Source organism: Daejeonella sp., from assembly GCF_037719425.1.
Lineage (GTDB): Bacteria > Bacteroidota > Bacteroidia > Sphingobacteriales > Sphingobacteriaceae > Daejeonella.
In genome coordinates, this window is sequence record NZ_JBBJNI010000039.1 from 1 (window position 1) to 19,742 (window position 19,742).

The 19,742-nt window shown below is 42.0% G+C and carries 15 protein-coding genes; 3 read left to right on the forward strand and 12 right to left on the reverse strand.

Translation table 11 applies throughout. From position 1 onward, the window contains the following. Positions 1-804 (reverse strand): aldose 1-epimerase family protein (locus tag WKF69_RS07165; RefSeq protein ID WP_340380770.1); only part of this gene is annotated, 804 nt, incomplete at its 3' end. A gap of 190 nt (positions 805-994) precedes the next feature. On the opposite strand from WKF69_RS07165, the gene WKF69_RS07170 reads away from it, so the two are divergent. Continuing rightward, on the forward strand, positions 995-1,411 hold the full coding sequence (locus WKF69_RS07170; RefSeq protein WP_340380772.1) for a hotdog domain-containing protein: 417 nt from the start codon (positions 995-997) through the stop codon (positions 1,409-1,411). Positions 1,412-1,429: 18 nt separating this feature from the next. Here WKF69_RS07170 and WKF69_RS07175 read toward each other — a convergent pair whose 3' ends face one another. Beyond that, positions 1,430-2,656, reverse strand: coding sequence for a DEAD/DEAH box helicase (locus WKF69_RS07175; protein WP_340380774.1), 1,227 nt, complete (start codon positions 2,654-2,656; stop codon positions 1,430-1,432). 314 nt (positions 2,657-2,970) lie between these two features. On the opposite strand from WKF69_RS07175, the gene WKF69_RS07180 reads away from it, so the two are divergent. Together WKF69_RS07180 and yidC are read left to right on the forward strand one after the other, a co-directional pair. Further along, positions 2,971-4,581 (forward strand): CTP synthase, encoded by a 1,611-nt coding sequence (locus tag WKF69_RS07180; RefSeq protein ID WP_340380776.1) that lies wholly within the window; start codon positions 2,971-2,973, stop codon positions 4,579-4,581. A 19-nt stretch (positions 4,582-4,600) separates the two neighbouring features. Then, positions 4,601-6,457: a membrane protein insertase YidC gene (yidC, locus tag WKF69_RS07185; protein ID WP_340380778.1), complete on the forward strand. Its 1,857-nt coding sequence runs from the start codon at positions 4,601-4,603 to the stop codon at positions 6,455-6,457. A 63-nt stretch (positions 6,458-6,520) separates the two neighbouring features. On the opposite strand, the gene WKF69_RS07190 is transcribed toward yidC, so the two are convergent. From WKF69_RS07190 to WKF69_RS07235, 10 genes are all read right to left on the reverse strand, one after another. Continuing rightward, a complete protein-coding gene (locus WKF69_RS07190; RefSeq protein ID WP_340380780.1) occupies positions 6,521-6,925 on the reverse strand; it encodes a hypothetical protein in 405 nt (134 codons plus the stop codon). Between the two features lie 91 nt (positions 6,926-7,016). Further along, the gene (locus WKF69_RS07195) at positions 7,017-8,639 is read right to left on the reverse strand and encodes a serine/threonine-protein kinase (protein WP_340380781.1); all 1,623 of its coding nucleotides are present in this window, start codon (positions 8,637-8,639) and stop codon (positions 7,017-7,019) included. After that, complete coding sequence (locus WKF69_RS07200) at positions 8,639-9,430, reverse strand: FHA domain-containing protein (protein WP_340380783.1); 792 nt, start codon at positions 9,428-9,430, stop codon at positions 8,639-8,641. Before WKF69_RS07200 ends, WKF69_RS07195 begins: the two co-directional genes overlap by 1 nt. 133 nt (positions 9,431-9,563) lie before the next feature. Beyond that, entirely contained in the window at positions 9,564-13,637 is a 4,074-nt protein-coding gene (locus WKF69_RS07205; protein ID WP_340380785.1) for an FtsW/RodA/SpoVE family cell cycle protein, read from the reverse strand. Between the two features lie 10 nt (positions 13,638-13,647). Then, positions 13,648-15,081 carry a protein phosphatase 2C domain-containing protein gene (locus WKF69_RS07210; protein WP_340380787.1) on the reverse strand — a complete coding sequence of 478 codons (1,434 nt, stop codon included), beginning with the start codon at positions 15,079-15,081 and terminating at the stop codon, positions 13,648-13,650. A gap of 94 nt (positions 15,082-15,175) precedes the next feature. Next, positions 15,176-16,123: a hypothetical protein gene (locus tag WKF69_RS07215; RefSeq protein ID WP_340380789.1), complete on the reverse strand. Its 948-nt coding sequence runs from the start codon at positions 16,121-16,123 to the stop codon at positions 15,176-15,178. A 147-nt stretch (positions 16,124-16,270) separates the two neighbouring features. After that, entirely contained in the window at positions 16,271-16,906 is a 636-nt protein-coding gene (locus tag WKF69_RS07220; RefSeq protein ID WP_340380791.1) for an HAD family hydrolase, read from the reverse strand. 78 nt (positions 16,907-16,984) lie between these two features. Then, complete coding sequence (locus WKF69_RS07225; protein WP_340380793.1) at positions 16,985-17,419, reverse strand: nuclear transport factor 2 family protein; 435 nt, start codon at positions 17,417-17,419, stop codon at positions 16,985-16,987. A gap of 25 nt (positions 17,420-17,444) precedes the next feature. Then, positions 17,445-18,563 carry a bile acid:sodium symporter family protein gene (locus tag WKF69_RS07230; RefSeq protein WP_340380795.1) on the reverse strand — a complete coding sequence of 373 codons (1,119 nt, stop codon included), beginning with the start codon at positions 18,561-18,563 and terminating at the stop codon, positions 17,445-17,447. 39 nt (positions 18,564-18,602) lie between these two features. Further along, on the reverse strand, positions 18,603-19,529 hold the full coding sequence (locus WKF69_RS07235; RefSeq protein WP_340380797.1) for an RraA family protein: 927 nt from the start codon (positions 19,527-19,529) through the stop codon (positions 18,603-18,605). Positions 19,530-19,742 lie beyond the last annotated feature (213 nt).

Below are 19,742 nucleotides of genomic sequence, written 5' to 3' on the forward strand. Positions count from 1 at the left end.
CTTGTTCCTGAATTCTCCAGGCCCGCCAACATTGTCGCCATATCCTAACCACGGTTCAATGCAAACAAAGTCTGCACCGGGAGCCGCCCAGATAGCCAGCGACTCAAAATGAGGGAATGAAACTGAGATAAAATTAGGCGTTTTATGGTTCTTAATCAGTACCTCTCTGGACTTCAATTTCTTAAATACCAGAGCACCGGCAGTAAATAATTCTCTATTCAGGTTTATTTTATTGCCATTTTTCGTAAGCATTTCCGTTTGGCCGTTAAAATACCCATCAGCTGAGAGCACGTGTTGCACCAGCTCTTCTTCGTGTTCAAATTCGACATAGTAATCCTCATATTTTTCCCCCTTGAAAAAAGGAATGTTAAATCCTGGATGTGCTCCAACAGAAAAGTAAATTGCTTTCTCGTCCTGGTTGATCACTTTGTAACTTATCCTTAACTCAGAGTCAAAAAGGTCATAAAGCACCTGAAAAGTGAATCTGAAAGGATAAGCTTTTCTGGTTGATTCAGAATGACCGAGCGAGAATTTAGCATGAACATCGGTGCAATCCTGCATCGTGAATTCCGAGGTTCTCGTAAATCCATGCCTTTCCATCGGATAACACTTTCCATCTACTTTGATCTCCTTATTATAACATTCTCCTACAACCGGAAACAAATTAGGTGCATGGAAAGGCCAAACTGATGGATCACCCTGCCATAGATGCTCAACTTTATTGAGCTTATTAAAAACAGAGGTAAGCTGGGCGCCCTTTGGGCTGATTTCTACTTTTAAAAATTCATTCTGAAGAGTTACCATACTAACTATTAATGACTATTAAATAACATTTTCAATTGCTTTGTTTTAACAAATGTTAGACTGTCCAATGACAAAGGCAGATTTCCCTTTTCGTAAATTTACAATAAAATAAACAGAATGAATTTTCATCAGAATATAGTTTGTTTTTTAGTGGTGATGAAGCTTGCATGAGCTTATATTCATGTCTTTTGTGAGTGCAAGCTCATGCAGGTTTCATACACGCAAATGGGTAAAACCGGAAGACCTAAATCCCAACGGGACGCTATTCGGCGGAAGCTTATTGAAATGGATAGATGAGGAAGCAGTGATCTATGCGATCGTGCAACTTGACAATCCTAAGGTAGTAACCAAACTTATTTCAGAAATCAATTTCGTAAGCTCCGCCAGACAAGGCGATATAATTGAGCTGGGGATAACTGCAACACATTTTGGTCGCACGTCGATAACATTAACCTGTGAAGTCAGGAATATGATAACCCGCAAAAGTATCCTGACGATAGACAAGCTGGTATTTGTAAATGTGGATCCGCAGGGAAACCCTCTTCCGCATGGAAAGAGTATTATAAGTTATATAAAGGATCGTTTTCCGGAAGCAGAGCAGGCTTAAAGCTTAAAGCTTTAAGCTTTAAGCTTGTTTTTTAGGCCATGGCTTTTTGCTGCGTCCATTCCGATTATTGTTTCTCGGACCCGATGGACGTCTTAGGGTTGGATTATAAGCCGGTCCTTCACCCAATTCTTCGGGAAGTGTCATCCTGGGAATCTCCTTGGATATAAGCGTTTCGATAAAAGAAAATTTGCGCTGATCTCTTTCATTAACAAAAGTGATCGCGGTTCCCTTTGTTTCTGCCCTTGCAGTTCTGCCAATGCGGTGGATATAATCCTCAGGATCAGGCGGAACGTCGAAATTAATCACCAGGCTTATTCCCGTAACATCTATTCCACGGCTTAACACATCAGTTCCGATAATAACTGGTAAGTGCCTGCTTTTGAATTCTCTAAGAATAGTCTCCCTCTGCTCCTGTTCAAGATCAGAATGGAATGCTTCAGCTTTAATGCCTTCTTTCCTAAGCGTTCTGTTTAGGTCTTTAACCGTTTCTTTTCGTGAACAGAATATCAGAACACTTTTATAATCGCCGTCTTTAAGAAGGGTGGTTATTAGTTTAACCTTTTGAGGATCATAAACCATATAAACCTGCTGTGAAATACCAGCAGCTGGCTGCGATAGAGCAATATTTATTTGTTCGGGGTTTTTAAGAATTGTATTTGCAAGGGTCCTGATCTTTGGAGGCATTGTTGCCGAAAAGAGTAAGGTTTGGCGTTCTTTCGGAAGACTGCTGATGATCCTGAGGATATCATCATAAAATCCCATATCAAGCATCCGGTCTGCTTCATCCAAAACCAGATATTGAAGGTGATCCAGTTTGATGGCGCCCGAAGCGAGTTGAGCTATTAATCTACCTGGAGTAGCAATGATAATATCTACCCCATCCAGCATCGCACGACGCTGCTGTTCGTAGATCATCCCGTCTCCACCACCATAAACGGCGATAGAGCTGATGCCTGCAAAATATGCTAAGCCTTCAACCTGCTGATCAATTTGCTGCGCCAGTTCCCTTGTAGGAGCCAGAATCAACGCTTTTGTATATTTTTTATCTGTAATGCTTATATGCTGCAATACAGGCAATAAATAAGATGCAGTTTTACCGGTACCTGTTTGGGCGCAAGCTATCAGATCTTTATGTTCTAAAATTAATGGGATTGCCTGTTGTTGGATTGGTGTGGGTTTTACATAACCCATGCTTTTAAGACCTTCAAATAGCTGAGGGTCAAAATTGAAATCACTGAATGTCAAACGATAAGAAATTAAATTAATTAATAGCGGCAAAGTTAGGTAAAACTATTGACTACTGATGAAGCTGAAAACTGAAAACGGAAAGTTGAAACTGATTTTGTAACGACACGTATCCCTAATATAGGTGTTGGTCGCTACATTCAGTTTTCAACTTTCCGCTGATTTATCAACACCTTGAAATTTCTCAACAAATAACAACCTTATCGAATATTTTCATACTTTTGAATCCCGTACAAAACGATGTTTTTATTAAGTGAAACGGCCTTTAAAGGAGTTTAAACAATAGGACATTCTTAGCAAATCCTTCAGATATCATGACTAAATACATTTTTGTTACGGGCGGCGTTACTTCGTCGTTAGGAAAAGGTATTATTTCCGCTTCTCTTGCGAAATTACTTCAGTCAAGAGGCTACCGTGTTACTATTCAGAAGTTTGACCCCTATATCAATATTGATCCGGGTACTCTGAATCCATATGAACATGGCGAATGTTATGTTACAGAGGACGGCGCGGAAACGGACCTGGATCTGGGCCATTATGAACGCTTCCTGAATGTCCCTACCTCTCAGGCAAATAACATTACTACCGGCCGTATTTATCAGAATGTTATCAACAAAGAACGTGAAGGTGCTTATTTAGGTAAGACAGTTCAGGTTGTTCCGCATATCACTGATGAGATCAAACGCAATATGCAGATCCTGGGCGCAAACGGAAATTTTGATATAGTGATCACTGAGCTTGGCGGTACGGTAGGTGATATAGAGTCATTGCCATTTATTGAAGCTGTAAGACAGTTAAGATGGGAATTAGGTTCAAGCAATTCTCTCGTTATACATTTAACACTTGTTCCGTTTTTAGCGGCAGCAGGAGAACTAAAGACAAAACCAACTCAGCACTCAGTAAAAATGCTGCTTGAGTATGGTATACAGCCAGATATTTTGGTTTGCCGTACAGAGCACCATATTCCCCAGGAGCTACGCAAAAAGATCGCGCTGTTCTGTAATGTGAATATCAATGCAGTTATAGAATCAATCGATGCATCGACTATCTACGACGTTCCTTTGCTTATGCTTAAGGAGCAATTAGACAGAACCGTACTGGGGAAATTAAAATTGCCTCTTAAAAACGATCCTGATCTGGAAAGCTGGAAAGACTTTCTGGGTCATTTAAAGAATCCGACATCAGAAGTTGTAATTGGCCTTATCGGGAAATATGTAGAGCTTCCTGACGCTTATAAATCTATCACCGAATCATTTATTCATGCTGGAGCGAAAAATGAATGTAAGGTAAGAGTGAAATGTATACACTCCGAAAGCATTAACGAGGGAAATGTTGCTGAAAAATTAAAAGGCCTCAATGGCGTTCTGGTAGCGCCGGGCTTCGGAAGCCGTGGAATTGAAGGAAAGATCACAGCTATTAAATATGTACGTGAAACCGAACTGCCCTTTTTCGGGATCTGTCTGGGTATGCAATGTGCAGTAGTCGAGTTTGGAAGAAATGTTCTTGGTCTTAAAGATGCACAGAGTTCAGAAATGGATGAAAATGCTGCCAACCCGGTGATTTCTATGATGGAAGAGCAAAAGAAAATTAAAAATAAGGGTGGAACAATGAGGCTCGGTGCATATACCTGTGACCTCAGAAAGGGAAGTAAGGCTGCCGCGATCTATGGCAAGACGCGCATCTCAGAAAGACATCGGCACCGTTATGAGTTCAATAACAAGTATTTAGACCAGTTTGAGAAAGCTGGAATGATCCCATCAGGAATAAATCCTGAAAACAATCTTGTAGAGATCATCGAGCTGAAAAATCACCCGTTTTTCGTTGGAGGACAGTTTCATCCCGAATTAAAATCAACAGTTGATAATCCTCATCCACTTTTTGTTAACTTTGTCGCCGCTTCTTTAGCACACGCAAAAAGGAAGTAAACAGACTTTTAGAAAAAGAATGGATAGAAATACATTTACGGGCCTATTTTTGATATTGATCATATTAGTAGGCTCTACTTATTTAATGCAGCCTTCTGACGAGGATATCAAACGTGAGAAGGCCAGAAACACACAGGATTCTCTTGCTCGCATTAAACAACCGGTAAAATCACCAGCTGCTGATACATTAAAAATTACTGCCGCTCCTAAAATAGATTCCACAGCAATTTTGGCCGGGCCATTCGGATCTGCCAATTCAGGGTCAACTAGCCCTGTGATTCTTGAGAACGAAAAATTAAAAGTTGAGATCAGTCCAAGAGGAGGCCGTATTTCGTCTGTTCAATTAAAAGGTTTCCAGACTTATTCGAAACAGCCTTTGATCATGTTTGGAGGCGAAGGCACCCGGTTTGGGCTTATCTTCGGCGCAGCCGGAAAAAACATCAGCACCAACGACCTATACTTTACTCCTTCCGGAGGCTCCATGTCAGTCGCTAAAGCTGATTCTGGCTCACTAACAATGCGCCTGACTTATGAAGCAGGTAAATACATCGATTATATTTATTCCCTTAAAGGTGATAGCTATAATGTAGGGCTTACAATTGCTACCAAAGGTATGCAGGATGTAGTAGCCCCGACTCAGCAGCAACTGACTTTAAATTGGGAAACTGTCCTAAAACAGAAGGAAAAGGATCTTGCAAATGAGCAACGCTATTCTTCTGCTTATTACAAGCAAGGGGACGAAAGTGTTGAAAGTCTTAGCCTTACTGAATCAGAGAAGAAAGATCTCACTGAAGCAAAAGTCAAGTGGTTCTCGTTTAAACAGCAATTCTTTTCTAACGTACTAGTAGCAAAAAACAGCTTCGATAAAGGCGAATTATCCGTTAATACAAGTCCGGATTCAAGTACTGTAAAAAGCTTTTCAGCTAATATGCAGATCCCTTTCGGGCGGCAGGACGTTACAAATTTCCCGATGGAGTTTTACTTCGGGCCAAATCAGCTTAATATTTTAGAAAGCCAGGGCTTTAATATTGAGAAGCAGGTAGATCTCGGTTATTGGCCGTTGCATTATATCAACAGGTGGATAGTACTCCCGGTATTCAATTTTCTGGAAGGTTTTGGGTGGGGTTATGGTCTGATCATCCTGGTTTTAACTATACTTCTTAAGACAGTTCTTTTACCCCTTACCTATAAATCTTACCTCTCCATGGCTAAGATGAGGGTGTTAAAGCCGGAAATGGATGAAATTAAGTCTAAGGTTGGCGATGATAATCCTACTCTCCTGCAACAGGAATATCTTAAACTGTATAAGAAGGCCGGTGTAAATCCGCTGGGTGGATGTCTGCCAATGCTGTTACAGCTGCCGATTATTATGGCTTTCTTCTTCTTTTTCCCCAATCTATTTGAGCTGAGACAACAGAGCTTTTTGTGGATGGAAGATCTGTCAACTTTCGATGCATTTTTCCAATTGGGGTTTAATCTGCCGTTTTTAGGATATCATATTAGTTTAATGTGTATCCTGATGACCATCTCGACGCTTATCTACACGTATTTTAACAATCAGGTGTCAGGTGCAACCGGCCAGATGAAATACATTGGTTATATCACCCCAATTATATTCTTCGGGGTATTGAATAGCTATCCATCAGGGCTAAACTATTACTACTTCCTTGCCAACATGTTAACCTTCGCGCAGCAATACATCATACGGATGTTTGTCAATGACGATAAGATTCATGCCCAGATCCAGGAGAATAAAAAGAAACCTGCGACCGAAAAGAAAAAGTCAGGATTCCAGCAAAGAATGGAAGACTACATGAGGCAGCAGCAACAGACTAAGGCTAAGGAGTTACCGGCTAAGGGTAGTAAGAAGAAATAGTGATCAGTAATCAGTAATCGGTAATCGGTGGTCGTCGTGTCAAGACTGATTACTGATCACTGATTACTGATTACTAACATACTCCTTCCTGGCAGTTACCGTAGTACTACTCTGATCCATGGTTTGGAATATCAGTTCTCTATCACTCAAGCTGTTGATCAGGAAAGGAAACTCTCTCTTTTGATTACCGGGCAGATCTTCGGTATAGCGGATCATCTTCCCATCCATCCTAAACTTGCCCGAAGACAATTTCTTACCTCCCCATTCTATCACCAGATTGCTGTTTTTATCAAATATAATTGCCGACGATTGAAGCTTCAGCTCACCATCGGGCAGGCTATCCTGAGGATACGCATTCTCAACTTTTACGTAATTCCACCTGCCATATAAATCTTCCGGTTCTACGCTTTTAGAACAAGATGATAGCAATAGTAGGAATATCGGGCCGGCACTTAGCAAAACTCTCATTCACGAATTTAACTACTTAGAAAAAGACTGCATAATGCATCGGACGTAAACTTATTCGATACCTGATAAAGACGACCCTAATGGGGTAATGTTAACCGCCCATCCTTCGGAGATCGCGCTTCCGTAGCCAGCCTTTGGTAACCTGGCCGTTAACATTAAAGAATACCACATAGATAAAGCCATTCTTGTCATCCATCGCGGTTAATTCGGCATTATTCCATTTTACTAGGAAGGCCGCTCTCCTGGAAGATTCATCAGGGCTATCGTGAAAATACGCTTTGCTCACTGAAAGGGTGTATTTCAGCGGCTTTTGAGATGGTTCAGGTTCATTATCGGTAGGTGGCGGGGCGGCTTCATTGTCCTGAACAGGCTGCGGATCAACCACCGGGTCCTGACCCTCATTATTAATTGTGTCTTTATTTCCATCCGCTCTCTGAACAGAATCAATCATCGATCTGATCTCTTTGTCATTATTATCATCAACCCGCCTTTCAGTCTCTTCAGCCAAGGCCGATGAATCTACTGACGCCGAGTCAACAGTGGTAATAACCTGGTTTTCCTGCTCTCCAGGTTTTCTGTTGTAGAATGAATAAGCCGTATACCCAATCAGACCAAATAACAATAGCAACAATCCGTAGAACAAAGGTTTAGATAAGCTTATTTTGTCCGGATCAGCATAAGCCATAGAACTGGCCGGCTCCTGAGAAATTTCACGGCCCTCCAGAATAAGAAGCCTGTCCATAAGTTCACTGTTCTCCTTTTCCAATTGGCTGCTCCTCTTATCAACTACCTCAGAAGTTCCTATGTCAGCTGTAAAGTTTTTAACAATAGCATCGTGTAATTCAACCCCGTTTTTGAATCTTGAAGATGGATCCTTCTCAAGGCAGCGATTAATAATTTCCAGCATCCACACAGGCACCTTCATCTCGCTCTCTTTTCTTTCTGACGACCAGTCCTTGGGTAAATGTTTCCTTCGCAATTCTAATGCATCGGGCACAGGCGCCTCAATATGAGAAAGCATCACCTTGTTGCGTGCTGTCTCCCCTTTATCATTTAAAGGGAACGGCACCCTGCCTGCAAGCAGCTCATATAATATAACTCCAAAGCCATAAACATCACTCTCAAACAGCATCTGACCCTCGCTTTGCTCCGGAGCCATAAATTCAATCGCACCAGCACGCCTGAGACTGGTCCGCCGCTCTTCATCAGACATTATTGCCAGTCCAAAATCAAGTAATACGTAATTACCTGTGTGAGCATTGAATTTGACGTTATTGCTTTTAATATCCCCGTGCTTAACTCCAATCTTGTGACAGTGGGCTAAAGCGTTGCTAAGCTGATTCGCTAATTTGACAAGCTCGTGAATACTAAAGATAGGATCATGAGGTGCCTTCAGTAGTTCCTCGATATCAGGACCCTCTATAAACTCCATTTCTATAAAAGGAAATGAACCGCTTTCTGTAAGGCCCGAGCTTAAAATCTTTACAACATTAGGATTGGGAACCTCATTTACCTTTTTTAGCTTTTCAACTTCATTGCTGAAATCCCTGTAGTTCTTGTCCTTTTTATCTTCTGTATGTATCGGGGTAGGGAGAAGCTTTACAGCGCTTATAATTTCGCCCAAACGTTTTCCTTTATAGACAGATCCCTGACCACCGGTGCGTATAGCACCCATATTCTCTAATCCTTCCGTGATGGTAAATACCTTACCCATTATTGATCAGATTCATTAGAAAGTAGCCTGAACTCAATAACTGCCGATTCACCCAGAATAACCTGATCACCTTCACGAAGTACGTGACCGATCTGCGTTGAATTTAGCTTAACTGGCGTATCATTACCAATTGACTTTATCTTAATCTTATTGTTGGGAGGAACTCCGCCCTCGTCGGCAAATATCATGAATGAGCCAATTTCTGAATTCCAGGCAATATGAGCATGCTGCCTGCTTATATATTTATTGGCCTCATTGGAACTGTCACCGGGAAATGCAATGCTGTTCATACGGAAAAAACCATCAGACCCTTGTGCCGATTTCTCCCGTCCAATTGTAACTTTATCAATTCCTGAATGGATAGTGTATTCTTCCTTTTCAGCTTCTCCGTTTAAAACGCGGATGCATGCCTTTAAGTCCTTTTGAATCAGATTTTGTCTGGTCTTAACGAACAAGCCAACAGCAAGGTCTGAAGCTCTTTTAGCCTCCGCTGGTAAAGTGTCCACAAATAGAACTTCCATAGTCCATGTTGAAGGAAGTTCAATGTCGAAATCATCGGCTATCTTTTGTACTTCTTCCTTCAGTCGTTCCGGATCTTCAACATACATTGCTGCTTCATAAACATGTTTTTCCTCATTCGTTGGAGCTGCAAATAATTGCAAACCGCGGATATTTTTGCCTTCGCCTCCTTCTAGTTTTTGAAGCTCCTCTTTGATAAATCGTAAAACGGCATCTCTGGAAGCCTTTACATCCATCTGACTATCCTGGTCTCCTTTAAATATGTCGAACATTCTGTTATATTTTCTTATTTATTTCAAAAAATAGTCTAATCATGACTTTGCATCAAATCCGGTACTTATCGTGTAACACAATCCTGTACGTCCATTTCCGAACTTTGCACGGGCATTACCAAATCCTGCATGGTTACTGACCTGGATTCTGTACAGAAACGACCAAGCTCTTTATATATTTTGCCTTTAACAATTGCGGGATGACATGCTGTGCAGCAGCCTTTACCGCGTCACTAGAGCCCTTTGTTGATTCTACTCTGACACACACCACAATGTTGCCACTGCCAGATGCCTTAGGAGCAAAAAACACGTACCATCCATCGTTAATCCTTGCGCCTTTCCATATACGTTCGGGTGTCCCTGTTTTTCCCCCTACTGCAATTCCGAGTGTAGCGGTTTTCGTTTCACTTTGCTTGATCATATAACTCTTTAGCAAAGCAGCATATTGTGGATTTGTAAGTTGTACACTCGATTTAACGGGCATTTCACTATCGCTGATCTTTAAAACATAGCGATGATCAGTAAGGTTTCCGTGATTGGATACCGCTGAGGCGAGCCTCGCTACAGCAGCGGGGGTAGCAATTAACTCACCCTGCCCCCAGGACATTCCGGAAATCCCTTTTGCACGTGTTCGTCGGATATTTGCAGGGTTATACCTTGGTCTCGTATTAAATTCGGTTTTACGCCAAAGATCCCGCCACTTATCTTCCTGTACAGCATTGTTACCATCCTTCGCATAGTAATATCCTCCTACACCTCTTAAGAACATGCCTGTCTTTAGATACAGATCCGCCATATTTTCTTGCAATTTATCTTCGTTAGCAAGCTTGATAAAATATACGTTATTGGACTTAACTATCGCCCGTTCAAGACTTATTAAACCGGTCTCATCTGGTTCAATTCCTTTAGTCCTGATCCGTTCAAAGGACGCAACCTGGTATTTTTTTTCTGCAGCACTAACCCCTAATTTATTGAACGAGGCCATAGCAGTAAGAACCTTAGCAGTTGAGCCGGGTTGTGTTGCATAGGTGAAACCCAGATCTGAAGTCGTTACCCAATTGGCTAACTTGTTCTGCTCCACCTGAGTCATTGTCATCATATCCCAATCCTTCACTACCGGAAGAGGATAGACAGCAGAAGTAAGAACATCTCCGGTTGCATCTTCCATAATAACCACGGAAACCCTGTTATCTTTAAGTGAATCATCTTTAGCAATTGAAGCCTGAATATTTGCTTGCAATGCTGCATCCAGAGTTAGAGTTACATCCCGGTTTCTTTGCTTGAATTCCTCGACCTCTTTGCTGTTGATTCCTGCCAATAAAAGTGGGGCAAGCTCGCCGTAATCCTTTTTACTAACGGTCATTTCCTTGACACCACGGGCCAGGAAACGATCTTCCTGAAAGCGTGTTGCTATGGCATTGAACTTAGTTATTGGCGTGTGAAATCCGCGAAGTTCAGCTGCATGTTCATACTCTGCAAAATATCCGTTAGTACTTCCATTGAAAATTCCAGTATTTGCATCGCCTGTCCAGAAAAACATCTGCTCTTCATATGGATAATACCGGTCAAGCCGTTTATGCATCGCAGAGTCCAGATCGTATCCCGCTGCTCCCGATGCAGACAAAAGGCGTCTTTGGCCTTTGATAAGCTCCGGTTTACTGGTAGCAAGAATACGGCCTGTACGGTCGTAAAGAGATCCGGCCTGAAGCTTATTCATCAGGATATTAATCCGTGGATTGTAACTAAACATTCTGGCTCCGCTGCGATCAGCTACAAGAGAAGGCTGAACAACCCATTTCTTGTTATTAAACAAATAAGAGCCCACATTCACCGTTAACAAGACCACACCGATAAATGCAGCCGCGAGCGCAGGCACAAGATTTCGGTCCTGTTGTCTACTGATAAAATTCATCTGAACCTCTGTACCCCTGATCCGGGACGCAGATAAGAGAAAGCCGGCAGCTATAATATTTGCAAGCAGGGATGAGCCTCCATAGCTGACCAGTGGAAGGGAAACACCGGACAAAGGCAAGGCTCCTGTTGAGCCTCCTGCTATTAACAGGAACTGCACGAACGTACTAATCCCGATCCCCGCACATAGGTAGAAGAGGAATGGAGTTCCAGTTTGCCGGCCGATCAATATTGATCGATGAAGATATATAAGAAAAAGTACAAAAATACAGACTATACCGGCTAGCCCAAACTCCTCACCAATTGCAGGAAGGATCATGTCGGTATGAGCTTCAGGGATATTCTTAGCAAAACCCTCGCCGATTCCCTGTCCGCTTATCCCGCCGCCCGACATTGCCCATATTCCATTCGCCACATGATCCCCGCCATAAACCTCGTTATTCCAGGCGTCATGCCAGATGGACTTCCGTTCCACTAAACGTTGAACCGGCCCCGGAAACAGCTTGTCTAGCTGAGGTATCTGATCGATCAGCAGGAACCCCGATATTACAACCAAAGCCATGATCGCGGACTCGCTCATCTGCTTGCGCTTGAATATCATGAATAATGCCAGCAAAACAACTGTGATAAGCGTGGCAAGCCACAAACTGTTTAAAAGCCAGATCGACAGAACATACAAAACTATCGAGGCGATCATAAACATAAAGTCACCTCTTGAAAAAGAAAAAAGAATTATAAAAGTAAAACAAATGACCATCGATGGCCCCAGATCTCCAAGTACCAGGAAAAGTAAGATCGAAATCAGGATCGCTATCAAAGCGAATGAGAAAAACGACCAGCGCTTTCTATAAGTTCTGTATTCTGAAATGAATTTTTCATTAGTTGCGAAAAAGCCGGCCAGAAAGAACATGATCCCGAATTTCACGATCTCACTAGGCTGGATCCCGAATAAATTAACTTTTACCCCGCTGCCCTCTGGCCCCGTTCCGAAAATAATAGTCAGTGTAAGAAGCCCGATTGCCATGGCTGCCCATGGCCACCCATTAGCAGCCAATCTATTGCGCCTGAACACAAACATTCGATAAAACCCTGAATCAGGATTCAGCTTTTTAACATTAATAAATAAGATGATACACAGTCCGGCAAGACCTCCCAGCAAATAGAATAATGTATCTTTTGCGAAGAAACGATCTCTCAGGGGATCCTGAAGGCTGAGTAATGTCAAAAGCGAAAACCCGCCAAAGAACATTAATACAGGAAGTATGATTTGATCAGCCTCAGGGAACTTCACAGTTAGAAGCAAATGAACAAGAAAAAATGCTCCTAAAAACCCGCCGATAATGAGCCAGAACCATCCCATAAATTCTTGCGGCGTCCTTACGATGAGGGTCTTTTCCTTTTTTAGGATATTGAAATCCCGGGTAGACAGCAGCCGTACGGTGTGAATATTCTGGGTGAAGCTTTTAGTAACATCGTCATCCAATTCCTGCACTCCCTTGGAAGTACCAAACTGAAAGCCTGGTTGAAGCGGAAGAACTTGGTACCCCTTTCCGTTAGGTAAGCCCGCGAATTGAAACTTGCCTTTCGCGTCGGTCCTCGCATAAGCAGTGAGCGATTCTAACTGTCGGCCCTTCGTACTGTCGGCTACTAAAATTTTAGTATAGCCGGTTCCTGTTTCTGTAAATCGTCGCTCAACTTCTAAAACTTCCTCGCTGTAAACACTATCCTGAGGTAAAATCATGATCAACCTTACCAGTACACCAGGAACTGGCGCTTTTGCAGGATTTATTATCTCGCCACCGATACTATGGTCGCCAGACTTGATATCAACAATAGCTGGTAAAGCGGGCGGATTGGATTTTTCCTGCCTGTATCGCAGGGAGTCGTCGCCCGTAAAGCCCAGAAGAGCCCGCGATGCTTTAACCCTCATTTTAAAGGCAACTCCGCCAACAGCATTAGCTTCCTCTGCGTTTACAAAATACTTTCGTTTGTTAAGTTCTCCTATATTGTCAATTACAGTGTTATTCTGAAGATTACCCTTCTCAACGACCGATCGTATAAGATTTATATCGTTCTTATCCTCAAAGTAGTAACCTTTTATCATCAGCGTGTTAATGCGCTCAGCCGTTTTTCCGGCGTTCAGATTGACCATGCTGCCCTCGGAGATCCTCTTAGGCACGTCCTCAAAGTCGCGCTGGAGAACCAGGTAAAGGGAGAAGAATAAAATTACGAATACGAATGCCAGCAATCCTAAAAAGAGTCGCTCAAACCTTCTGCCGCTAATTTGTGAATTCATTCCGGCCATATTACTTCTTAATTGGAACTGCCAGTGAATCGTTTCTCAAAAATATATCGGCCAGACTCCCGTTCATAAAGCTATCTGCTGGAGCAGGAAAAGAAAATTGTACCGGTACACGAACGTTACTGAATTTTACTCCTTCCATCCTGACATTCTTTGTCTGGCTTGCAATTCCAATATCAAACCCGTCAAAACTCAATCCGTTAAGTACTATACTTTTACCAGTTGCCGGAATTACAAAAGCTGGACCTCTGAATAATGAATCCCTGATAAACACAATTTTTCCTCTGGAGAGGATATAAAGTGTATCTCTATCCAGCCTGATCGATTTGGATAAAACAATAGGCTCGTTATATACTGAATCATTGAGTACCAGAGTATCTCCCGTCATGGCTCCGAATTGTTGTGACAAGCTTGTCTCAGCAACTACAGTGCTCGTGTCGATACCGGATATCTGCTCTTCAAAAGACCCTGTCTGACCTCTCATCCAAAGAAGGTAAATCGTACTTGCTAATAAGGCGATAGATAAAACTGACAAAAGCATAACGGCTGTTGTATTTGCACGTTTAGCTGGTGGGGATGTCGTCAGAACTTCTTTTTCCTGTATTATTTTTTCCGGCACAGGCTTTTCTTCAATCACTACTTTTTTTTTTGAAACATCAGACCGCGTAACCGCCTGCTGCTCTTGAAGCGGGTTGTCATTTTTAACAAGTACTGCTGTAATATTATCTTTTCCTCCGTTTGAATTTGCCGCGTCGATTAATTTCTGAGCCATATCTTCCAGAGTAGCATCACTGGTCATGATATCAGTAATATCCTGCTTAGTCACCATGTCCGTTAAGCCGTCGCTGCAAAGCAGGATCATATCACCTGGAAGGAATGGGGAACTGCCGGTCTCAAAATAATCGACATCGTTCTGAAGGCCCGTATTGAACCCCAGTGCCTTGTTTATTTCGTTCCTTTTGGGGTGGCTCATGGCGGCCTCTTCAGTAAGCCTCCCGCTATCTTCAAGAAATCCTACAAAAGACTGATCTTTCGTAACCTTTACCAATGAACCATCTCTCAATAAGTACAGCCTGGTATCGCCTACGTGGATGTAATGAAACTCATTCTTCTTTATATCAACAACTGCAAGGGTTAACACGCAGGCCATGCTATCGTGTTCCTTTACCTCAATTTTTTGCTTATATATTTTTTCATTCGCATTAACCAGCGCCTGAACCATCATGGCTGTCAGATCGCCGCCAGGATTCTCAAAATATTCAATAATACTTTCCTTTGCTAAAGCAGCTGCTATCTCTCCGCCTGAATAACCTCCTACCCCGTCAATAGCGGAAGCAAGAATATAATCGCCTCCCTTTGAGGACTGCACAATAAATGTGTCTTCATTATTACCACGCACCTTGCCGGTGTCCGTAAGTCCGTAAAAGTTATTAACCATTCTTTTTATAGGTGTTTTTTATGTCGATAAAATGCGCAAGCAACAGAAAAATGCAAACCGCCAGAAGTATGAAAGATAACAGGTGGGACATGGCCTAAGCTTTAAAAATATTTACACCAATTATTCCATTTAAGATCATCTTCGAGTTCAAAGGTAATTCAGTCCAGACAGGTGAGTTAACGTCGCTTTTTTCGATAACCTTCTCGTTGACCATTGTTTTCTCTCCAAAAGAAGCGAGGTAAAATTTCGAATCCGATTTATTATGCTTAATCGTCAAATGGGGGGTATCAACCCATTCTGAAGGTATTTTGAAAATATTGCTCTTATCACGCGTCTCATCAGACCCGGATACTATAATTTCCTCATCCGTCATGAAATATTCTACTTTATGACCGGCAAATGCTTTGTCAGGAAGTATAGTTTCGAATCGCGCCAGCGAACTATTTTCAACGTTATTAATCTTCGCATCGCCGGGGGTAAGATCATTTACGTAAGGTAATTCATAGTAGCCTTCACTATAAAAAGTAAACCCTTCAAGATTTTCCTGGTTTATATCAAAAGTTTGCGCCAAGCCTGTTTGTCGTGGAATAAACGTCACTCTAAGGCTTTCCTCTTTCTGAGTTGTTCCTGGCAAAAGCCGCCCAATGAATCCCTTGTCCCCTTTTTCATAGTCGGGGTGAGAAACAAATCTGAAGACCCATTTATTACTTGAAGGTTCAACAACCCTAAGCTCTGTACGTGACTGGGTCAGGATCTCATAAAACTTCTTCACAGTCTCTTGCACTATCAGGCCAAAGATGCCGCGTTTTGCTTCCATAAATTCCTTATAATCCTCAGGATTAAAACAAATTATGTATTCATGGTAAAAAACCACCCGGTCTGCAAACGACAGAACAGAAATCGACTCTTTGAATTTTTCAATGATGTACTTATAAACCTCGTTAGGCGTAAGAGCCTTGGGTGATGATGATGTGACACCAGTATCACTCAGGAACCAATCTTGAATTCCAATACGCTTCCAAAAGTTAGGTTCAGATTTCATGCAAATAGTGCTTTTATTGTTTGTTTTATTATAGGGTGATTGTCCTTACAACCCCAAAAATTAAAAGATGTTTTAAACACTTACACAAGAACTATACCTTACTTGAATGCCAGCTAATTAAATTATAAACATGTACTAGCCCGGCTTTTACAAATCCAGAAAATAATTCGTCAGGGACGTAAAATCATCGAATTTAAGATCAAAGTCATCGCTGGTTCCAAATCCATATGTGACTAAAGCGAAGGGAATGTTGGCAACCCTACTGTCACGGCTATCTCCATTAGTGTCGCCGATATAGACAGGGCTTTGCAGGTTGTGCTTTTCCATAAGCAGACGAATGTTATGGCTCTTAGGCATAGAGTTAATACCATGCGCCATTTCATCAACGAAGTAATCCTGCAGGTTCGCCCATTTCATAAATTCTACAATCAGTCCTTTGGGGCAGTTACTGACGATGAACAATTTATACTTAGATGCCAGATTTATTATCCCATCACGAACACCCTCGTATAGTACGCCACCATGTTTGGGTATTATCTTCGCCCGACACTGATTTATTGTCTCATAAATCTGCTCCTGTTCTTCTGTAGTCTCATCCGGAAACATATAGGGAAGAACCTTTCCCCGCTCCCATCCCATTACATGATCGAGGTCTGCTCTGGTAAATATCCGTTCAATATTTTCAAGCTTGACACCCTCATTCCATGACATTACATAGGAATCGACGGCGTCCCACAGGGTTCCATCCATATCAAATATCAAACTATCGGGTTTCTCTAACATCAATATTGTTTATTAATAATATAAGGTTAAAAAAAAAGTGCGCATACTCTGCGCACTTCCTTAATCATCTTAGGAGAATTATGTTCCTGGAATTTTAAAAGCCTGACGGGCTAATAATTGCCATTTACCACTTTCCTTTCGCCACACAAGCAGGATTTCCATATTGACGTCAATCGGGTTACCAGAATTTGTTGCCTTAGCCACAAATGTATGGCGAACAATAGCATTCTTACCCGAAGCTGTGATCTTCTGGTTGGAAGTAGTAATACTTAAGAAATCAAATATTCCATGGAGCAGGTCTTCCACAAATTCCGCTTTATTTTGAATCTTCCCACCTGAGTGGCCATAAGACAAGCCTTCTGAAGCAATATTTTCTAACAAGGCTTTGTCAGGATTCAGCATGCCCTTGTTTAATGTTTCCACAGCTGCCGCAACGGCTATTTCTTGTTTAGTCTGCGCGTTTGCGACGTTAAATGCGCAAAACAACGTAAGAATACCGAGGATTTTTTTCATATGATATTTATAAAAACGGTGTTAATTAATGAGATCGTACTACTTCTTCAGTTTCCGGCTCAACATATCCTGCCGGTGGTCTCTTATGCCAGTAGGATGCCAGTATAGATCCTGTGATATTCATCAGCGGTCCGAAAATTCCGGCCGCCAAACCCATGGTTGCTATCTTTCCAAGTGAATTTGCGATAGCGGATGCAAGTCCGCCATTTTGCATACCAACTTCGATTGCTATCGTACGGCAATCGCGTTCCGGCATTTTAAAAGCACGCGCAAACCAATACCCTAATGTATATCCAAAAAGGTTATGTGCCAGGACAACCAATAATAATACTGCGCCAATATCAAGTAAACTATCTCTGCCAGCTGCGGTGATCACTACAATTATCAGGGCGATTCCAGCCATCGAAACCAATGGCATTATATCGTTCAACCATTTTGATTTTCCACTTAGTAATTTATTAACGATCAGACCCAGGCCAATTGGAATAATGATCATTTTTGCAATATCCCACATCATTCCAAGCATATCGATTTCGATAAACTCTCCGGCAAGCAGTTTCATTAACGCTGGTGTTAGCACCGGTGCAATAAGAGTAGCAATGGAGGTAATAGTAATTGACAGCGCAAGGTTAGCTTTTGCGAGATAGGACATCACATTAGATGCCAGTCCGCTTGGAGAACATCCGATCAATACAATACCTGCCGCAATTTCCGGTGGGAAATTAGTCATTGACGCAAGCAAGTAACCCATGCCTGGCATGATCATAAATTGAGCTACGACACCTATCAAAACACCTTTGGGTGTCTTAATTACGGCTACGAAGTCTTTCGCGCTCATAGACGTTCCCATACCAAACATGATGATCTGGATAAGGGGTGTAATTGTTTTTGTCAGCTTAAAATCCCCTATGGTAAGAAAATATTGGGGATAGTATAATGCCATGGTTACAGCCGCAAAAATAACCGTCGTATACACAAATCCTTTTAAACTGTCGTAACCACGGAAGCCGAATGCCAGAGCAAGGAAAAAAGCTATCAGCAGCGGACCCGCAGCTTCAACGTTCCCCGTAAAAAACAATCCGAGGGCTATTAACAGCAATAGAGCAGCAAGCCCTAATGCAATTTTGTAAATGTTTTCTTTCAAAGTTTTAAGGTTTAGGTTTTGTATGTGATAATTTAGATTTTACCAGGTTCTCTTGCTCATCATCACATCCAGTTGCGCCCTCGTCATTTTTCCCTCATCCGGATGCTGATCCAGCCATTTTAGAAAATCGACTTTGATAGGATCAGTCCATTGACTATCTACCTGCCCTGTTGTGTAACGACCCGCTTTAATTACTTCAAATCCAAACTTGTCCTTTAATGTCACAAATTCAGCCGTAGCTACAACCTGCTCAGCAAGATGCGCCGGAACGAAAAGCACTCCAATTCTGCCGCCAATAACAAGGTCGCCAGGAAGAACCATAACTTTTCCGATACGAATAGGTGTATTTAAACCCATAAGCAGCATCTCTTCCAAAAAAGAAGGATGGAAGTCACGTACGAACGCATTAAAACCCTGAATTTCTGCAAGGCCCTGTACATCTCTGGCCGCGCCATCAAATACTACTCCGTTCCCTGACTTGGTAAAGATTGATGTTGCTAGTGTGCTTCCCATTAATGTACCTCCGGCTATTTTACCGAAGCCGTCAGCTACGTAGATGTCACCTTTACCAAGTGCATCTATTGGCCATGCATTTGTGTTGCCAATTCTGCCTTGTTTTGAGCCCCTTTCTTTGATATTCCTTTCAATATCCGGGCGGCTCGGCATAAACATAGCTGTCATTGCTCTGCCGGTTATGGGAAGATCATTTACAGTTTTCCAACCCAATTCAAACTGATTTATATAACCAAGGTTCTTCAAAACAGTCCAGGCATCATCAATGCCTATCTTTTTTGCTCTGGTGAGAAGATCATCGGCAACTTTGGGCCTGCCGTCAGGAAAACGTTCCCCTTTCCATTCAGACGTGAGATAAGTTAGCTCCTCTTTTGAAATTGTCTGCGCAGACAAATATCCGGCACATAAAAAGCAAAAGATTCCGGTAAGCAACAGTGCATTTTTTAGTCTCATATGTAAATCTTTACTTTATAAATAAACAAATAATATTTGACAAAACATCAGTTTGGCAGTATTCCAGAATAATGGCATACCGGTTTGGAATTATTTTTTATTCCTTGATTTGGCTTTACCGGGAAGGGTTAATTTCCAGATGGTCCCCTGAACATTTCCATATTCTATGATGTACAGTTCATTACCCACGAGGACAGCGTCGGTTGGGTTGTT